Below are 17,656 nucleotides of genomic sequence, written 5' to 3' on the forward strand. Positions count from 1 at the left end.
GCTCAGAAAAGGAGCGCATCATGAAAACCAGAAAACTCGGAAACGATCTCACGGTCTCTGCCGTCGGCCTCGGCTGCATGGGCATGAGCTTTGCCTATGGCGCCAGCGACGAAGCGGAATCGGTCAAGACGCTGCACCGCGCCGTCGATCTCGGCGTCACCTTCTTCGACACGGCCGAAGTCTATGGTCCCTTCACCAACGAGGTTCTTCTCGGAAGAGCGCTGAAGCCCTTCCGCGAGCGCGTGGTGATCGCCACCAAATTCGGCTTCAAGATCGATACCAGCCAGGCCGGCGCTGCCGCCATCGCCGGTGTCGACAGCCGTCCTGAACATGTGCGTGCGGTTGCCGAAGCCTCACTGAAGCGTTTGGGCATCGAGACCATCGATCTCTTCTACCAGCACCGGGTCGACCCCAACGTGCCGATCGAGGAGACGGTCGGCGCCATGGCCGCGCTTGTGAAGGAAGGGAAAGTCCGCGCCCTCGGCCTCTCGGAAGCCGGCAGCGCCACGATCCGCCGCGCGCATGCGGTCCATCCGATCGCAGCGCTTCAGAGCGAATATTCGCTGTGGACGCGCGATCCCGAAGAGGATGTGCTTGCCACCTGCCGCGAACTCGGCATCGGCTTCGTGCCCTACAGCCCGCTCGGGCGCGGTTTCCTGACAGGAGCGATCCGCAAGGCCGACGACCTTGCCGACGACGATTTCCGCCGGCAGGTACCGCGTTTCCAAGCGGAGAATTTCGACGCCAATGCCGCGCTTGTCGCAACGCTCGAAAAGCTTGCCGCCGCAAAAGGCGTGACCACGGCGCAGCTGGCACTGGCCTGGGTGCTGAACCAGGGCGACGACATCGTGCCGATCCCCGGCGCGCGCAAGCTTCACCACCTCGAACAAAACGTCGCCGCTGCCGATATCACGCTCAGCGCGGAGGAGCTCGATCAACTCGGCGAGGCGATCCCAGCGGCACAGGTGGCGGGCAAGCGCTATTCGGATGCCTCGCTTGCCATGACGAATATTTGAGAACGGACAAGCCCGGCCGGTCGCACAGGTCGGGCTTGCCTTCGCGGCCGGCGAAACTATCTAACGCCATCTTGGAGAACGGGATGGAAACATGTCGGACAGACAGGCAGTCGAGCAGACGGTTCACCTCTATGTCGAAGGCATGGCTTTCGCCAATGCGGCAGCCTTGAAGAAGGCTTTCCACCCGAAAAGCTCGATCATCGGCTATTACCAGAATGCCGTCGAATGGCTGACGCGGGACGAATTCATCGCCGCAATCCTGGCCGAGGAGCCGGCCCCTCCCGGCACGCAGCCTTTCATGGACATCCAGAACGTTGATGTCGAGGGTGACGCGGCAAGCGTGAAGGTCACCGACGATTTCGCCGGAATGCGCTTCACCGACTATCTATCGCTGCTGAAGATCGAAGGCCGATGGGTGATCGTAAGCAAACTCTATCATTTGCACACATGAAAAGACCGGCCGCTCGCGCGACCGGTCCAACCTATCTTCTGCAGATGAAGCTCAGCTTCTGAGGACGCCGCCGGTGAATTTCGTGACGCTGGCCACGATCTTCTGCGTCAGCGCCTCGAAATCCTCGTCCGTCAGCGTGCGATCGACCGGCTGGATCTGGACCTCGATCGCTACCGACTTCTTGCCCTCGCCGACCGATGCGCCCTCGAAGATGTCGAAGACGGTGACGCCGGTGACGAGCTTACGGTCGGCGCCGGTCGCAGCCTTGACGATCGCGCCTGATTCCACCGTCTTGTCGACGACGAAGGCGAAGTCGCGCTTGACGGCCTGGAAAGGCGACAGATCGAGCGCCGGCTTGGTGCGGGTCGCCTTCTTTTTCGGCTCCGCCATGGCATTGAGATAGACTTCGAAGCCGCAGAGAGCGCCGGAGACATCGAGGGCTTCCAGCGTCAGCGGATGGAATTCACCGAAATAGCCGAGCACGATCTTCGGCCCCATCTTGATCGTGCCGGAGCGGCCGGGATGGTACCATTCGGGGCCGCCCTGCTCGATCTGGATATTGCCCATCGGCAGGCCGCAGGCTTCGATGACGGCGAGCGCATCGGCCTTGGCGTCGAAGACGTCGACCGGCTTGCCACCGCCCTTGGCTGTATTGGACCACATGCGGCCGGCGCCGGCGAGCGATGCCGTGCCGCGGCGGATGCCGCCGGCGACGCGGCGCTGGCCTTCCGGCCGGTCGTTTTCATAGGTGCCGGAGACTTCGAACATGGCGACGTCGGCGTAACCCTTATCGGCATTGCGCTGAGCCGCCGTCAGCAGACCCGGCAGCAAAGACGGGCGCATGTCCGACATTTCAGCGGCGATCGGATTGGCAAGCTTGAGGGCCAGCGAACCGCCGCCGAACAGCTTTGCCTGATCCTCTGGAATGAAGGACCAGGTCACGGCCTCCAGCATTCCGCGTGCGGCGAGCGCCCGCTTCGCCGTGCGGGTGCGGATCTGCAGCGTCGTCAGGATCTTGCCGTTGACGGCGGCATGGCTTTCGAGGGGCGCCGGCTTGATATTGTCGACGCCGTGGATGCGCATGACCTCCTCGACGAGATCGGCCTTGCCGTCGACATCCGGGCGCCAGGAGGGAACGGCGACGGAGACCCTCTCGCCGGAGCCTGAGACCGTGAAGCCGAGACGCGTCAGGATCGTGTTGCTTTCCTCATTCGAGACTTCGAGGCCTGTCAGGCGCTTGACCTCCGAATAGGGGAAATCGACAACCTTCGGTTCGTAGCCGTGATAGCCGACAATCTCGGCCTTGGTAGCGGTGCCGCCGCAGAGTTCCAGCACCAGTTCGGTCGTGCGTTCGAGACCGGGAACCATATATTCCGGATCGACGCCGCGTTCGAATCGGTAGCGTGCGTCCGTGATGATGCCGAGGCTGCGGCCCGACTTGGCAATGTTCATCGGGTCCCAGAGAGCGGATTCGATCAGCACGTCGACGGTGTTGTCGTCGCAGCCGGAATGTTCGCCGCCCATGATGCCGCCGATCGATTCGATGCCGTCCTCGTCTGATATGACGACGTTGTTCGGGCCGAGCATGTATTCGCGCTGGTCGAGCGCCAGTACGGTCTCCCCTTCCCTGGCGCGGCGGACAGTGAGATTGCCCTTGATCTTGGCGGCATCGAAGACATGAATCGGCCGGCCCTGATCGAAAGTCATGTAATTGGTGATATCGACCAGCGCATTGATCGGACGCAGGCCGATGGCTGTGAGCCGTTGCTGCATCCAGCGCGGGCTAGGGCCGTTCTTGACGCCGCGCACAAGCCGTAACGCGAAACCGGGGCAGAGCCTGGGATCATCGAGATCGAGGGTCAGCTTGACCGGCGTCTCGCCTTCGACGGCAAAGGACGGCGCGGGGCGCATCTTCAGCCTGCCGAGACCAGAGGCGGCAAGATCGCGGGCAATGCCGTGGATGGAGGTGCAATCCGGCCGGTTCGGCGTCAGATTGATCTCGATGACCGGATCGTCGAGATTGATATAGGCGGCGTAACTCTGGCCGACCGGCGCATCCTCGGGCAGTTCGATGATGCCGTCATGACTGTCGGAGATCTGCAGCTCCTTTTCGGAGCACATCATGCCGCGGCTTTCGACGCCGCGAATATTGCCGACGGCAAGCGTGACGTCGATGCCGGGAACGTAGGTTCCGGGTGCGGCGAAGGCACCGACGAGGCCGGCGCGCGCATTCGGGGCGCCGCAGACGACCTGTACCGGCGCGCCGGATCCGGTATCGACCATCAGCACCTTCAGGCGATCGGCCTGGGGATGTTTTTCCGCCGAGAGGACCTTGGCGATAACGAAGGGCTTGAACGCCGCCTTGTCGTCGACATCTTCAACTTCCAACCCGATTTCGGTGAGGCGGGCGCAGATTTCATCCAGCGTGGCATCCGTTTCGAGATGCTCTTTCAGCCAGGAGAGCGTGAATTTCATCGTCCCAAATCTCCGTTCAAGCGCTCAGACCGCCGAACAGCGTCGGCATGTCGAGCGGGCGGAAGCCGTAATGCGTCATCCAGCGGACGTCGGCATTGAAGAAGTCGCGCAGGTCGGGCATGCCGTATTTCAGCATGGCGATGCGATCGAGACCCATGCCCCAGGCAAAACCCTGATATTCGTCCGGATCGAGCCCGCCATAACGCAGCACGTTCGGGTGGACCATGCCGCAGCCGAGGATCTCCATCCAGTCGGTGCCTTCGCCGAACTTGACGATCGGGCCGGAGCGGTCGCACTGGATATCGACCTCGAAGGAGGGCTCGGTGAAGGGGAAGAAGGACGGGCGGAAACGCATCGTCACGCTTTCGACCTCGAAGAAGGTCTTGCAGAATTCTTCCAGCACCCAGCGGATGTTGGCGACATTGGCCTTCTTGTCGATGACGAGGCCTTCGACCTGATGGAACATCGGCGAATGGGTGGCGTCGCTATCCTGGCGATAAGTCTTGCCGGGAATGATGATGCGGATCGGCGGCTGCTGCGCTTCCATGGTGCGCACCTGCACCGGCGAGGTATGGGTGCGCAGCACTTTGCGCTCGCCGTTCTCATCCGGATTGAAGAAGAAGGTGTCGTGCATCTCGCGGGCCGGATGGCCTTCGGGAAAATTCAGCGCGGTGAAATTGTAGTAGTCGGTCTCGATATCGGGACCTTCGGCGATCGAGAAACCCATATCGGCGAAGATCGCGGTGATCTCGTCGACGATCTGGCTGATCGGATGGATGCGGCCGCGCTCGGCGGGCGAGGAGCGCACCGGCAGGCTGACATCGACCGTCTCAGCCTTAAGACGGGCATTGACCGCCGCCATTTTCAGCACCGACTTCCGCTCGGCAATGGCGTCCGTCACCGCATTCTTCAGGGCGTTGATCGCAGCCCCCCGCGTCTGGCGCTCCTCCGGCGTCATGGCGCCGAGCGTCTTCAGGAGTTCGGAGACAGAGCCCTTTTTGCCGAGGGCGGACACGCGCACGGCCTCGAGCGCGGGCTCATCACCGGCGGCGGAAATTTCGGCAAGCAAGGTGGATTTGAGCTGGTCGATATCTGACATTGTCACTTCTTTCCGTCCAGTATCAGGCGGGGGATCGGGAGGCAGGCAGCGCCGACGGGGCGCAAGGAGTATAGAGAAAGAAAAACCCGCGCTAGCCCAAACCAGCGCGGGTTTCCCAAAATTCAATAGAGCATAGAGCCTGGGAAGCGCTGGTTACCGAACCGCGCCTTCAAACTCGTTCGCTGTGCCGGTTTCCTTGAGATATTCAAGGGCCTTCTTGGCGGCAGCAACCAGGGCGCCGAATGCTTCCGGCTCGTGGATTGCCATGTCGGAGAGAACCTTACGGTCGACTTCGATGCCGGCCTTGTTCAGGCCGTCGATGAAGCGGCCATAGGTCAGGCCGAATTCGCGGACGGCAGCGTTGATACGCTGAATCCAGAGGGCGCGGAAGTTGCGCTTGTTGACCTTGCGGTCGCGATAGGCGTACTGCTTGGCGCGATCGACGGCGGCCTTGGCGGTACGGATGGTGTTCTTGCGGCGGCCGTAGAAGCCCTTCGCCTGCTTCAGAACCTTCTTATGCTTGGCGTGGGCTGCGACGCCTCTCTTTACACGTGCCATTTCATGATCTCCTTAATCTAACGCGTTACCGGAATAGTCTCAGAGACCGTTCGGCAGATAGTTCTTCACGACCTTGCGGCCATCGGGTTCTGCGAGAACCATCGTGCCGCGTGCATCGCGAATGAACTTGTTCGTGCGCTTGATCATGCCATGGCGCTTGCCGGCGGCAGCCGCCTTGACCTTGCCGGATGCGGTGATCTTGAACCGCTTCTTGGCAGCGGACTTCGTCTTCATCTTGGGCATTTTGCTACTCCTTCTGTCCTCCCTGCGCGCTTCATCAAAAAGCCCTCCTCGCGAAGTCCGGTTCTCCGGCCGTCGCAACAAGGTGCGGGAGCGTTTGTTGTTGATCTGCGGCATCGGCGACGAACCGTTCCGCAAGCATTCGAAACTGCCACGGCATGCCCTGCCGGTCAGTTCGGACGCGCGCTTATAACCGCAGCGTCACGAAAGTGCAACGGGGCCGCGGAGGAATCTTCGGCTATGCATGTCGCGCGGAAGTGTGCGGCGGTTCCGGGATAACGACATGCATAAAACAAAGGGGCCGAAGACAGGGTGGCCGAACGCACAAAAGCCGCCCTTGCGGACGGCCTTGGGCAAAAAGTGACTGGCGCTTACTTCGGCGCCAGCACCATCATCATCTGGCGGCCTTCGAGCTTGGGCTCGGCTTCCACCTTGGCGATCTCGGTCGTATCCGCCTTGACCTGCTGCAGAAGCTTCATGCCGAGTTCCTGGTGAGCCATTTCGCGGCCGCGGAATTTCAGCGTCACCTTGACCTTGTCGCCCTCGTCGAAGAAGCGGCCCATCGCCTTCATCTTCACCTCATAATCATGGGTGTCGATGTTCGGGCGCATCTTGATCTCTTTGACTTCGACGATCTTCTGCTTCTTGCGCGCCTCGGCAGCCTTCTTCTGGTTGGCATATTTCAGCTTGCCCAGATCGAGGATCTTACACACCGGCGGTTCGGCATTGGGGGAAATTTCGACAAGATCGAGGCCGGCTTCTTCCGCCATTCTCAAGGCCTGGTCGGTGGGCACGACGCCCATATTCTGTCCGTCAGCCGCGATCAGCTGAACTTTGGGAATGCGGATTTCACGATTCGAGCGCGGTCCGTCCTTCACGGGCGCATCGGTCTTAAAAGGTCTGCGAATGGTCGTATTCTCCTCGCGTTGTTTCGGAACGTTGCAGCCGCGCGCTCCCGATCATCAGGGGCGCAAACCTATCTCGTTATCGCTGCAACGGAGTCAATATCATCCTATAGCGGAAAAATCACCCGCTGTCAGCCTGCCAAGAATCTGTTTTATAGACCAAAACAACAGGAGTTTCGCTGATGTCCGATCCGATGGCCAATACCCAACCCCAGTTCATGAAGGTCGGTGAAGGCGAGGCGGCGCGTGAAATCGCCATGCTCGTCCGCCCCGCCCAAGCCGGCAATACCGTCCCGTCTCTCGTTTGGCTATCCGGCTACCGTTCGGACATGAGCGGCACCAAAGCCCTGGAGCTCGACGGGCTGGCGGGCGAACTCGGGGCCGCCTGCATCCGCTTCGACTATTCAGGCCACGGTCTTTCCGGCGGCAGCTTCCGCGACGGCACGATCTCGCGCTGGCTGGAGGAAGCGCTTGCCGTCATTCGTCATCTTGCGCCAGACAGGATCATTCTGGTCGGTTCCTCGATGGGAGCCTGGATCGCGCTCCGGCTGGCGCAGGAACTCGCCCGACAGGGTGGTCCGAAGCTCGCCGGTATGGTGCTGATCGCGCCGGCGCCCGATTTCACGTCGGAACTGATCGAGCCGAACCTTAAGGCCAAGGAGCGCAAGTCGCTGGCGGAGCGCGGCTATTTCGAAGAGCGCTCGCAATACAGCCCCGAACCGAACATCTATACGCAGGCACTGATCGAGGACGGGCGCAAGAACCGGGTGCTCGACGGCATGATCGAGACGGGCTGCCCGGTGCATATCCTTCAGGGCATGAAAGATCCCGATGTGCCGCATGCGCACGCAATGAAGCTTCTGGAGCACCTTCCCGCCGACGACGTGGTGCTGACCTTCATCCGCGATGGCGACCACCGCCTTTCCCGCCCGGGCGATATCGCCCTTCAGCTCAGCGCCGTCAAAGGCATCATTCGTTCATCAACAAATATGCAGATGCCCATTTGAACAGCACCGACCGAGAAATTCCCCTAACGCAAGCCGCCAACCCGTTGCATTTTAACCATGTTGGCGCGTCGCAACACTCTCCCAAGAAGTAACGATTGACTCTTCTCGGCCCTCTCCATTAACAATTTGTTAATAATTTAAGGGGCGATCGAGGAAAGGGCGGGCGTGCGATTCAAGGGTATCTTTGTGGCCATGACGGCCGTGTTTGCGATGGCGACTGCCGCCATCCCAGCTCCAAGCAGAAATGCTTCCATGGTAACAGGCAACGCCACCTCTCAGCCGATCGGCCATTATGATTTCTGTCAGACCCACAGCAGTGAGTGCGGCGCGAACCGCAATGCGGGTCCGGTCGAGATGACGCCTGCGAAGTGGTCGCTCGTCCGCTCGGTCAACGCTACGGTCAACAGCACGATCAAACCGATGACCGACAAGGAAATCTACGGCAAGGACGAGGTCTGGGCCTATCCGACGACCGCCGGCGACTGCGAGGATTTCGCGCTCTTGAAGCGCCGCATGCTGATCCAGCGCGGCTTTTCGGCCGCCGACCTGCTGATGACCGTCGTGCGCAAGCCTGACGGTGAAGGCCATGCCGTCCTGACGCTGCGCGCAGCCGACGGCGACTTCGTGCTCGATAATCTCGCAGCCGACGTGAAGCCCTGGTTTGCGACGCCCTACACCTTCGTCAAGCGCCAGTCGAGCTACAATGCCGGCCGTTGGGTCACCATCGAGAACGGCCGCGACCTTCTGGTCGGCGCTCTTCGCTAAGAATTTTCAAGGGGGATGCGGGGGGAAAAGGCCGGCGAAAGCCGGCCTTTTGCTTTTTGGAGATTGGAGACGCGTCGTCGTTAGCTTTCGCAGTCCTCGTCCTTCGAGGTTCGTGCTGTGCACCTCATTGAGGGCTGATCGTCTGCGTGCCGCCGGAGATGAGGTGTTGATATGCCGCACCGTCTCCCGGCCCCTCGCTTTGGCTCAGGGCGTTCGTCGCTGCAATCGATTCACTGGATCGATTGCTCGGCTTCCGACCGCTCCTCACCCATTCCCGATCAAAATACCGGCGGCGAGAACCAGGCCGCCGCCGAGCACGACCTGAAAGGCGGCGCGCAGGAAGGGGGTTTCCATGTAGCGGTTCTGGATGAAGGCGATTGCCCAGAGCTCGAAGAAGACGATGATGGCGGCGGTGATCGTTGCCGTCCAGAAATGCGGGATCAGATAGGGCAGCGCATGGCCAAGGCCGCCGAGCGCCGTCATGATGCCGCAGGCAAGGCCACGCTTGACCGGCGAGCCCCGGCCGGAGATTTTCCCGTCGTCATGGGCGGCTTCGGTGAAGCCCATTGAGATGCCGGCGCCGACGGAGGCGGAAAGACCGACGAGGAAGGTCTGCCATGTGTCTTGGGTAGCGAAGGCTGCGGCAAAGATCGGCGCCAGCGTCGAGACCGAGCCGTCCATCAAGCCGGCAAGGCCCGGCTGCACATAGGTCAGCACGAATTGCCGGTGCGCCGTCTCGTCCTCGTCGCGCCTGATATCCTCAGGCGTATATTTGTCGCCAAGCATGCGGGCGATGTCTTCGTGCCCCTGTTCGGCGAGTGCGAGGTCGCCGAGCAGCTCACGCGTCGAGGCGTCGGTGGTGCGCTTTGCCGCCTCGACATAAAATCGATAGGCCTGCTCCTCCATCGCCTCGGTCTCCTGCCGCATCGCATCGAGCGACAGGTTGGCTCGCAGCCAGTCCGGCTTGCGTTCGTAAAAGCCCTGCACATGCTCGCGCCGAATCAGCGGGATGCGCTCGCCGAAACGTTGACGATGGATTTCGAACAGCGATTTGCGGTGCGTATCCTCGACCTCGGCCATATCTTCAAAGACCTTGGCCGAAGCCGGAAATTCAGGGCGCAGCTTGTCGGCATAGGCGAGATAGATGCGGGCGTCATCTTCCTCGGAGGCAATCGCAAGGGCGAGAATCTCCTGCTCGGAGAGCGAATCAAAGGATCGTTTCGGCGACCTGAAAAAACGCGCCAGCATAAACTTCTCCAAAAAATTTAGAATAATTCTAAACCTAAGCAAGGAAGCGATGGTGGTCAAGTGGCCGAGGCGGACCGGCTGACAGATTGCCGCAATCCGCACGAGCGGCTTTGGTTCGCTGAGGTAAAGACTTATATGAGAGACGCCGCATCATGCGGCGCCGGGGTTTATGATGAACAATGACTTTCAGGGCCGCCCTGCCCATGTCGCGGCGATCCGCGAAAAGGCGGAGGCCGAGATGCGGACGATAGGGGTCGACGAGGCCTTTATCGGCAGGCTGGTCGAGACTTTCTACGGGCGCGTGCTGAAACATCCCGATCTCGGCCCGGTATTCGATGCGCGGCTTTCCGGCCGCTGGCCGGAGCACATAGAGAAGATGAAGAGCTTCTGGTCGGCCGTTGCCTTCCGCAGCGGCGCCTATGGCGGCAAGCCGGTGCAGGCGCATACCGGCGTTCAGAACCTGACGCCCGATCTTTTTCCGAAGTGGCTGTCGCTGTTCGCCGCCACGCTTGACGATATCGCCCCCTCGTCGGAAGCCAAGGTCTGGTTCATGGCGACCGCCGAGCGGATTGCCAAAAGCCTGACGCTGTCGCTGTTCTACAATCCCGCTCTCGACGATCCGGCGAAAAAGGCGGGCTGATCACTGCCGAGCGGAAAAGGTCGCGCCGGCACTTGCGGCGACCACCAAGGCGGTTCCGGCCATCTGCAGCAGCGTCATCGGCTGGGCCAGAATGACGAAACCGGCGAGTGCCGCGATGGCCGGCTCGAGGCTCATGAGAATGCCGAAAGATGCCGTCGGCATGCGCCGCAAGGCGATCAGCTCCAGCGTGTAGGGAAGCAGCGGCACAAGAATGGCAAGGCCGACCATTTCAACAAGGCCGTAAGCATCGAGCTTCGGGATGGCGCCGGCGATGCCGAAGGGTGTCGCGACAAGAGCGGCGGCCATCAGCGATATGGAAAGCCCCTCCAGCCCCTTGAAGCTCGCGCCGATCTTTTTTGTCAGGACGATATAGATCGCCCATCCGGTTCCGGCGCCGAGTGCAAAAAGAATGCCCTCGATATTGCCGACCCAGCCTTCACCGTCATGAGCAAGCGCCAGAACGCCAAATGCTGCAATGAGAGGCCAGAGGAGACGCCGGCTGAGTCCATAGCCGATGGTCGCAACGGAGAGCGGGCCGAGAAAATCGATCGCTACGGCAAGACCGAGGGGAATGCGCTCGATCGCCGCGAAGAAGCTCATGGTCATCAGCGCTGTGGCCGCGCCGAGGACCAGAGCGCTCGTCCATTGCGCCCTGGTGTAGCTGGCGATGCGCGGCCGCACGACAAGGGCGAGAATGATGGCCGCAAAAGCCAGGCGCAGCCAAGAGGCGCCGGCCGGCCCATAGGTTGAGATGGCTGAGGATGAGAGTGCGGCGCCGAACTGGATCGACGACATGGATAGGAGGCACATTAGCCCGCCAGTCGCCACCCCGCCAAATGCTGTTGACGCCTCTGCGGTCAGCGTGCCCGCGCCGACATTTGCTCTTTCTTCCATACCCGCCCCCTCGCCGATTGTGCGCTGTTCTTACGAAGACGGTCTGCGAGCGACAAATTCAAACTTCTGATCCGGCCAGTAAAAGGCCTTATGCAAGATCAGAGACGGCAGGCCAGGATGACCTCTTCGGCATCCTCCAAACTCATGTCGAACACCTTCCTGCCGATGTCGAAGCTGAAGCCGTTGCGGGCGAAGGCTGAAAGCTCTTTGGCCTTTCGCTTTTCGTCAAGCTCGACGCGGCGGAAGGGGCCGAAGGCGCGTTTGCGGGCAAATATCGCAGCAGCATAGAGATCGTCAGCGTCCTTAAGGGCGGCCTCTACCTTATCACCAGCGACGCCCTTGGCCGCAAGTTTCCGGGCGATGGCGCGCTTCGATTTGCCGCCGCGTAGCTGGTAACGCGTGCTGATCTCGGCATAGGCGCCATCATCGAGCGCCTTGTTGTCATAGGCGAACCTGACGGCGAAATCGGCAAGGGCCTTGAGTTGCGCCGCACCGATATCCTCGAACTTCTCTTTCGCCTTGCGGGTGATCGCGTCAAACAGCTGCTTTTCGGTCATCATCCGCCGCTCCAAGCGATAGATGGCGGAGTTGCGGGCCCAGCTCAGCATGCGAGGCGTCGGAATGTCGGATGGAACGATCTCGTCGGTCATATCAAGCAATCAGGCTTCCAGGCCCTTGAGGACATTGGCGACGTTGAGGCCAATTTCCGGCACGCCGTAACCGCCCTCCATGCAGGTGACGACGGGCAGGCCGGCGGCGGAGATCATCTCTCCCATGCGAATGAAGTCTTCCGACTTCAGCTGGAAAAAGGAGATCGGGTCGCGCTCGAAGGTATCGACGCCGAGCGCCACAACGATCGCCTCGGCGCCGAAAGCCTTGATGCGGGCGAGCGCATCGGCAAGGGCCGAAGACCAGACCTGCCAGGGCGTGCGCGGCGGCATCGGATAGTTGCGGTTGCTGCCCGTACCCTGCCCTTCTCCTTCCTCGTCGGCATGGCCGAGGAAATAGGGAAAGGCAAACATCGGATCGCCATGCAGCGAGGCGGTGAAGACATCACCTCTGTGATAGAAGAGGTCCTGCGTGCCGTTGCCGTGATGGAAATCGACATCGAGCACGGCGACCTTCTTCGCGCCGTGATCGATGAGCCGCTGGGCCGCGACGCCCGCATTGTTGATGAAGCAATAGCCGCCGAAGAGATCGATGCCGGCATGATGGCCGGGCGGACGGCAAAGCGCAAAGGCGAACCGGTTGCCGGCATTCAGCCAATCCGCTCCGGTGATGGCGCAACGCATGGAGGCGATCGCCGCTTCATAAGAGCCCTTGGTGATGGAGGTGTCGGCGGCATTGGCATAATGGCCGATCGCTCCGACGATATTGTCGGGGACGCGATGGCTGGTGCGACGAACCGGGAAGGCATTGGCGATCGCTTCGCCTTCGAAACCGGCCGCCACCCAGCGATCCCAGACGGTGGCGAGAAAATCGAGATAGGCGGGGTCATGCACCTTTCGGGCCGCTTCCAGCCCATGCGCGTCCGGCGCTGCGACATCGGCAAAACCCGCTTCCTTGACCGCCGCCAGGATCCACTCGGCCCGAAACGGCGCCTCGAAGGGCGTCACCAGCTGGCCGGCATAGAGCTCGGTCCTGGCGTCACGCAGCTTATGGTCTTCGGAATAGATGACGCGCATTTCGGATCCGTCCTTGATTGGAATTCGAGATTTACATGGGTCGGCCGCGACAAAAAAGCCGGCGCGGCGCCCTTGATCGCCAAAGTGAATGACTTCACCCTTCGCGATGTTTTGAGTCCGAAGGAAACTGCCGCATGAAAGTGCTGATGGTCGATGTCGACGGCGTGCTCATCCATGGCCGCCCGGCCGACGGGCTGCCCCACTTCACCTATCTCGAGCGCGATCTCGGCCTGCGACCCGATCTGCTGCAGCAGGAGTTTTTCCAGGTTCACTGGGGCGCCATCATCATCGGCCGCGAAGCACTGGAGCCAACGCTCGCCGGCGTGCTCGCAAAGATCGCGCCCCATCTCAGCGCCGCGGCGCTGATCGACTACTGGTTCGAAAACGATTCCCGGCTCGACCGCAATCTGCTGGCGGATCTCGCCGCTCTCAGGCGAAGCGGTATCACTCTCTTCCTGGCGACCAACCAGGAGCACAGGCGGGCGCATTATCTGATGGAAGAGCTGGGCCTTTGCGCCCACTTCGACGACATCATCTATTCGGCAGCACTCGGACACAGCAAGCCTTCGCCCGACTTCTTCCGAATGGCGACCGAACGTGCCGGCGTCCTGGCCGCGGAGATCGCCTTCATTGACGATATGGCGGCGAATGTCGAAACGGCGCGGCAGTTCGGCTGGAACGCGGCGCAATGGACGGCGGGGGCGACGTTGGCCGGGGTGCTTCCCATGTTTGCAAGGTGGGCATGAGCAGCACTGGTGCAATCAGGCGAGCCGCTTGTAGAACAAGGTGGTGTCGCAAAAGCCGCCTTCCGGCCACAGAGCATAATCGGGGATGACGCCGACGCGCTGCCAGCCGAGGCGGGGATAGATCGCCTCGGCATCGCTGCCGGTTGCCGTATCGAGCACGAGCAGGGTCTTACCGCGGGCGGCCGCTTCGCGTTCGGCAGCTTCCATCAACAGGCGTGCGAGACCCTTGCCGCGAGCGGAGCGATGCACCAGGAGCTTTTTCAGGTCGCCGCGATGCGGCTGGTTCGGCATCTGCGCGGCACCCACCTGCACCGTGCCGACGATCCGGCCATCGAGTTTGGCGACCAGCAGTAGACTGCTGCCGGCGGCGACTGCATCTGCAACGTCCAGCCAATAGGGCTCGGCATCTTCCGGTCCATAGGGCTGCATGAAGCCGACGGAAGCGCCGCCCGTGACGCAATCGGCCAGTACCTCCGAGAGGGCCGGAATTGCAGCGCGGGCCTCCGCGGCAGAAAGGATGCGAATGTCAGGCATGGTCTTCTCCTGAAATGAAGGTCGTCATCGGCCGCCGCGATCGAGCACGACGCAATAGCGCGCCGGGGCATTGCCGGGATTATGGAAGGAATGGCCCTCGCCGACGGGCATGAACAGGCAGTCGCCTGGACGCAGCCGGTAGACCGTCTCACCCGCAGTCATCTCCAGCTCGCCATCGAAGAGCCAGACATGCTGCGTCATGTCATGGGATGCCGCATGCGGTGGGAAGCTGACGTGGGCGCCGGGTGGAAATTCGACTTCGACGATATCGACGGCGGAGCCGGTGCCGGGCGCCGATACCGCGCGCCTGAGATAACCGGTTTCCGGATCGCGCCAGACCTGCTGCTCCTGCCGCCGCGCCAGCGGCGAGGCTTGCTGCCCCTCCTCTGCAAAGAAGGCTGAGAGCGACAGGCCGAGCGCGGCGCAGACCCTTGCCAACAGCGAGGCGGTCGGGCTCGCCTCCGCCCGCTCTATGCGCGAAATCATCGCGCGGCTGACGCCAGACGCCTCGGAAAGCTCATCCAGCGTCAGGCCCTTTTCCAGCCGCAAGGTGCGAATGCGGCTGCCGATCGCCTGTTCGAGTTCCTGTTCCATCGCCGATCCAAGATTCTACTATAAGAGAAATACCTTATCTCATCATGGAATCAAGCGTCTTTTTGATGCGTCGTCGCGCTTGCCTTCACCGCCGTGCCGCCGATATATGGCAGCGGCGCTTGGAGAGCGGAGGACATCATGGACGGCAGCTTGCAGAACATCGAAATCACAGGAAACTTCACGGCCGCCGCCTGGGACCGGATCAAGCCTCTCATGGCCGAGATCGAGCGATTGCCGCTCCTGGAACGGCTTTCGGGCGGCACGCTGCCGCCGGAGGTTTTCCGTCACTACATCCTGCAGGACGCAATCTATCTGAAGCATTATGCCCGGTGCCTCGCCATCGTCGCGGCAAAGGCGCCCGAAAATGCGCAGGTGCTGCGCTTCCTCGGTTCGGCGCAGAAGGCGATCACCGTCGAGCAGGGCCTGCATGCAGGCTTCCTCTCGCAATTCGGCATTTCGAGCGCAGATGTGACGGCCGCAGAGCCCTCGCCTTCCTGCTTCGCCTATACGAATTTCCTTCTGGCGACCGCCTATCATAGGTCCTATGCTGTTGCGCTTTCGGCCATCCTGCCCTGCTTCTGGATCTACATGCATGTCGGCGAAGGCATCAAAGGCAGACCCGCGATCGAAGGCAATGTTTATCAGGCCTGGATCAACACCTATGGCGATCCGCAATTCGCCGCCGGCGCCCGCGAAGTGATCGCACTGACCGATATCGCCGCCCGCGCCGCATCGGAGACGGAGCGCGCCGAAATGATGGACGTTTTCGTGCGCGCCTCGCAATATGAATGGATGTTCTGGGATTCGGCCTGGCGGCTGGAGAGCTGGCCGGTCTGACGCACGCCGGGCAGACCCGCAAAATAGCGTAAACTCCCGATTAATTACCGCTTTGCGGCAGGGGGCGGCGCTGCTATATGGCGCGCATGAGCACCAATTCGACCACTCCGCTGTCCCATATCCGCAACTTCTCGATCGTGGCCCATATCGACCACGGCAAATCGACGCTGGCCGACCGCCTGATCCAGACGACGGGCGGACTTGCCGAGCGCGAAATGTCCGAGCAGGTGCTCGACAATATGGAGATCGAGCGCGAACGCGGCATCACCATCAAGGCCCAGACCGTGCGCCTGCACTATCAGGCAAACAATGGCGAGAAATACATTCTCAACCTGATCGACACGCCCGGCCACGTCGATTTCGCCTATGAAGTCTCGCGGTCGCTGTCGGCCTGTGAGGGCTCGCTGCTGGTCGTCGACGCCAGCCAGGGCGTGGAAGCGCAGACGCTCGCCAATGTCTACCAGGCGATCGACAACAACCACGAGCTCGTCACCGTGCTCAACAAGATCGACCTGCCGGCCGCAGAGCCCGACCGTATCAAGGAACAGATCGAGGAAGTGATCGGCATCGACGCTTCCGAGGCCGTGTTGATTTCGGCCAAGACCGGCCTCGGCATTCCCGACGTGCTGGAAGCGATCGTCCACAAGCTGCCGGCGCCGAAGAGCCCGGGCGGCGAGAAGGCGCCGCTGAAGGCGCTGCTGGTCGACAGCTGGTACGACACCTACCTCGGCGTCATGGTTCTCGTGCGCGTCATCGACGGCGTGCTGACCAAGGGCCAGACGATCCGCATGATGGGCACCGACGCGAAATACCAGGTTGAACGGGTCGGCGTGCTGACGCCGAAGATGGTCAATGTCGACAGCCTCGGCCCCGGCGAGATCGGCTTCATCACCGCCTCGATCAAGGAAGTGGCCGATACACGCGTCGGCGATACGATTACCGAAGACAAGCGCCCGACCGCCGAAGCCCTGCCGGGCTTCAAGCCGGCGCAGCCGGTCGTCTTCTGCGGCCTCTTCCCTGTCGATGCCGCCGATTTCGAAGACTTGCGCGCCGCCATGGGCAAGCTTCGCCTCAACGACGCGTCCTTCTCCTTCGAAATGGAATCGTCGGCAGCCCTCGGCTTCGGCTTCCGCTGCGGCTTCCTCGGTCTGCTGCATCTCGAAATTATCCAGGAGCGCCTGGAGCGCGAGTTCGACCTCGACCTCATCGCAACAGCGCCTTCCGTCGTCTATCAGCTGACGATGACCGACGGCAGCGAGCGCGAACTGCACAATCCGGCCGACATGCCCGATGTCGTCAAGATTGCCGAAATCCGCGAGCCGTGGATCAAGGCGACAATCATGACGCCGGACGATTATCTCGGCGGCATCCTGAAACTCTGCCAGGACCGTCGCGGCATCCAGACCGAGCTGACCTATGTCGGCACCCGGGCGATGGTGACCTATGAACTGCCGCTGAACGAAGTCGTCTTCGACTTCTACGACCGGCTGAAATCGATCTCCAAGGGCTATGCATCCTTCGATTATCACCTCGAAGGCTACCGCGCAGGCAACCTCGTGAAGATGTCGATCCTCGTCAATGGCGAGCCGGTCGATGCACTCTCGATGCTTGTGCATCGCATGGCAGCTGAAAAGCGCGGCCGCGACATGTGCGAGCGGCTGAAGGAGCTTATTCCGAAGCACATGTTCAAGATCCCGATCCAGGCGGCGATCGGCGGCAACGTGATTGCCCGCGAAACCATCTCGGCGCTGCGCAAGGACGTGACGGCCAAGTGCTATGGCGGCGACGCCACTCGCAAGCGCAAACTGCTCGACAAGCAGAAGGAAGGCAAGAAGCGCATGCGCCAGTTCGGCAAGGTGGAGATTCCGCAGGAAGCCTTCATCGCCGCGCTGAAGATGGGCGACGAATAACGCTTCTCAATGACGTCTTATGCGCATATGATTTGCGCATAAGACGAGGAGA

At 61.5% G+C, this 17,656-nt stretch carries 19 protein-coding genes; 8 read left to right on the forward strand and 11 right to left on the reverse strand.

What is annotated here, in order from left to right; translation table 11 throughout:
- Positions 1 to 20 precede the first annotated feature (20 nt).
- Positions 21 to 1,016: an aldo/keto reductase gene (locus tag PH551_RS04285; protein WP_285191983.1), complete on the forward strand. Its 996-nt coding sequence runs from the start codon at positions 21 to 23 to the stop codon at positions 1,014 to 1,016.
- Between the two features lie 91 nt (positions 1,017 to 1,107).
- Positions 1,108 to 1,467, forward strand: a complete 360-nt coding sequence (locus PH551_RS04290; protein ID WP_011423650.1) for a nuclear transport factor 2 family protein — start codon at positions 1,108 to 1,110, stop codon at positions 1,465 to 1,467.
- A 51-nt stretch (positions 1,468 to 1,518) separates the two neighbouring features.
- On the opposite strand, the gene pheT is transcribed toward PH551_RS04290, so the two are convergent.
- The 5 genes from pheT to infC form a co-directional block, all read right to left on the reverse strand.
- Positions 1,519 to 3,942, reverse strand: coding sequence for a phenylalanine--tRNA ligase subunit beta (gene pheT, locus PH551_RS04295; protein ID WP_285191984.1), 2,424 nt, complete (start codon positions 3,940 to 3,942; stop codon positions 1,519 to 1,521).
- Positions 3,943 to 3,958: 16 nt separating this feature from the next.
- Positions 3,959 to 5,041, reverse strand: a complete 1,083-nt coding sequence (gene pheS / locus PH551_RS04300) for a phenylalanine--tRNA ligase subunit alpha (protein ID WP_285191985.1) — start codon at positions 5,039 to 5,041, stop codon at positions 3,959 to 3,961.
- A gap of 153 nt (positions 5,042 to 5,194) precedes the next feature.
- Positions 5,195 to 5,599: a 50S ribosomal protein L20 gene (gene rplT / locus PH551_RS04305; RefSeq protein ID WP_064693455.1), complete on the reverse strand. Its 405-nt coding sequence runs from the start codon at positions 5,597 to 5,599 to the stop codon at positions 5,195 to 5,197.
- Between the two features lie 39 nt (positions 5,600 to 5,638).
- Complete coding sequence (gene rpmI, locus PH551_RS04310; protein ID WP_011423646.1) at positions 5,639 to 5,842, reverse strand: 50S ribosomal protein L35; 204 nt, start codon at positions 5,840 to 5,842, stop codon at positions 5,639 to 5,641.
- Between the two features lie 368 nt (positions 5,843 to 6,210).
- Positions 6,211 to 6,747: a translation initiation factor IF-3 gene (gene infC, locus PH551_RS04315; RefSeq protein WP_073990355.1), complete on the reverse strand. Its 537-nt coding sequence runs from the start codon at positions 6,745 to 6,747 to the stop codon at positions 6,211 to 6,213.
- 179 nt (positions 6,748 to 6,926) lie between these two features.
- On the opposite strand from infC, the gene PH551_RS04320 reads away from it, so the two are divergent.
- Positions 6,927 to 7,751, forward strand: coding sequence for an alpha/beta hydrolase (locus PH551_RS04320; protein ID WP_285191986.1), 825 nt, complete (start codon positions 6,927 to 6,929; stop codon positions 7,749 to 7,751).
- Between the two features lie 165 nt (positions 7,752 to 7,916).
- Entirely contained in the window at positions 7,917 to 8,516 is a 600-nt protein-coding gene (locus PH551_RS04325) for a transglutaminase-like cysteine peptidase (RefSeq protein ID WP_097599539.1), read from the forward strand.
- 264 nt (positions 8,517 to 8,780) lie between these two features.
- Here the strand turns inward: PH551_RS04325 and mbfA are convergent, their stop codons facing one another.
- The gene (mbfA, locus tag PH551_RS04330) at positions 8,781 to 9,764 is read right to left on the reverse strand and encodes an iron exporter MbfA (protein WP_285191987.1); all 984 of its coding nucleotides are present in this window, start codon (positions 9,762 to 9,764) and stop codon (positions 8,781 to 8,783) included.
- Between the two features lie 172 nt (positions 9,765 to 9,936).
- Here mbfA and PH551_RS04335 point away from each other — a divergent pair, with 172 nt between their 5' ends.
- Complete coding sequence (locus tag PH551_RS04335; protein WP_285191988.1) at positions 9,937 to 10,404, forward strand: group III truncated hemoglobin; 468 nt, start codon at positions 9,937 to 9,939, stop codon at positions 10,402 to 10,404.
- Here PH551_RS04335 and PH551_RS04340 read toward each other — a convergent pair whose 3' ends face one another.
- The 3 genes from PH551_RS04340 to PH551_RS04350 all read right to left on the reverse strand — a co-directional run bounded on the left by PH551_RS04340 (position 10,405) and on the right by PH551_RS04350 (position 12,983).
- Positions 10,405 to 11,298, reverse strand: a complete 894-nt coding sequence (locus PH551_RS04340) for an EamA family transporter (RefSeq protein ID WP_285191989.1) — start codon at positions 11,296 to 11,298, stop codon at positions 10,405 to 10,407.
- A gap of 98 nt (positions 11,299 to 11,396) precedes the next feature.
- Positions 11,397 to 11,948 carry a recombination regulator RecX gene (gene recX, locus PH551_RS04345; protein WP_285192131.1) on the reverse strand — a complete coding sequence of 184 codons (552 nt, stop codon included), beginning with the start codon at positions 11,946 to 11,948 and terminating at the stop codon, positions 11,397 to 11,399.
- Between the two features lie 9 nt (positions 11,949 to 11,957).
- Positions 11,958 to 12,983: a histone deacetylase family protein gene (locus PH551_RS04350; protein WP_285191990.1), complete on the reverse strand. Its 1,026-nt coding sequence runs from the start codon at positions 12,981 to 12,983 to the stop codon at positions 11,958 to 11,960.
- Positions 12,984 to 13,117: 134 nt separating this feature from the next.
- Here PH551_RS04350 and PH551_RS04355 point away from each other — a divergent pair, with 134 nt between their 5' ends.
- Entirely contained in the window at positions 13,118 to 13,729 is a 612-nt protein-coding gene (locus PH551_RS04355; protein WP_285191991.1) for an HAD-IA family hydrolase, read from the forward strand.
- A gap of 15 nt (positions 13,730 to 13,744) precedes the next feature.
- Here PH551_RS04355 and PH551_RS04360 read toward each other — a convergent pair whose 3' ends face one another.
- Both PH551_RS04360 and PH551_RS04365 read right to left on the reverse strand, forming a co-directional pair.
- A complete protein-coding gene (locus PH551_RS04360) occupies positions 13,745 to 14,263 on the reverse strand; it encodes a GNAT family N-acetyltransferase (protein ID WP_285191992.1) in 519 nt (172 codons plus the stop codon).
- Between the two features lie 24 nt (positions 14,264 to 14,287).
- Positions 14,288 to 14,857, reverse strand: a complete 570-nt coding sequence (locus PH551_RS04365) for a helix-turn-helix domain-containing protein (protein WP_285191993.1) — start codon at positions 14,855 to 14,857, stop codon at positions 14,288 to 14,290.
- A gap of 138 nt (positions 14,858 to 14,995) precedes the next feature.
- On the opposite strand from PH551_RS04365, the gene tenA reads away from it, so the two are divergent.
- Positions 14,996 to 15,694, forward strand: a complete 699-nt coding sequence (tenA, locus tag PH551_RS04370; RefSeq protein ID WP_285191994.1) for a thiaminase II — start codon at positions 14,996 to 14,998, stop codon at positions 15,692 to 15,694.
- Between the two features lie 77 nt (positions 15,695 to 15,771).
- Positions 15,772 to 17,604, forward strand: a complete 1,833-nt coding sequence (gene lepA, locus PH551_RS04375) for a translation elongation factor 4 (protein ID WP_085776615.1) — start codon at positions 15,772 to 15,774, stop codon at positions 17,602 to 17,604.
- Positions 17,605 to 17,656: the final 52 nt, after the last annotated feature.

Origin of the sequence: Rhizobium atlanticum (genome assembly GCF_030182485.1) — a bacterium.
Lineage (GTDB): Bacteria > Pseudomonadota > Alphaproteobacteria > Rhizobiales > Rhizobiaceae > Rhizobium.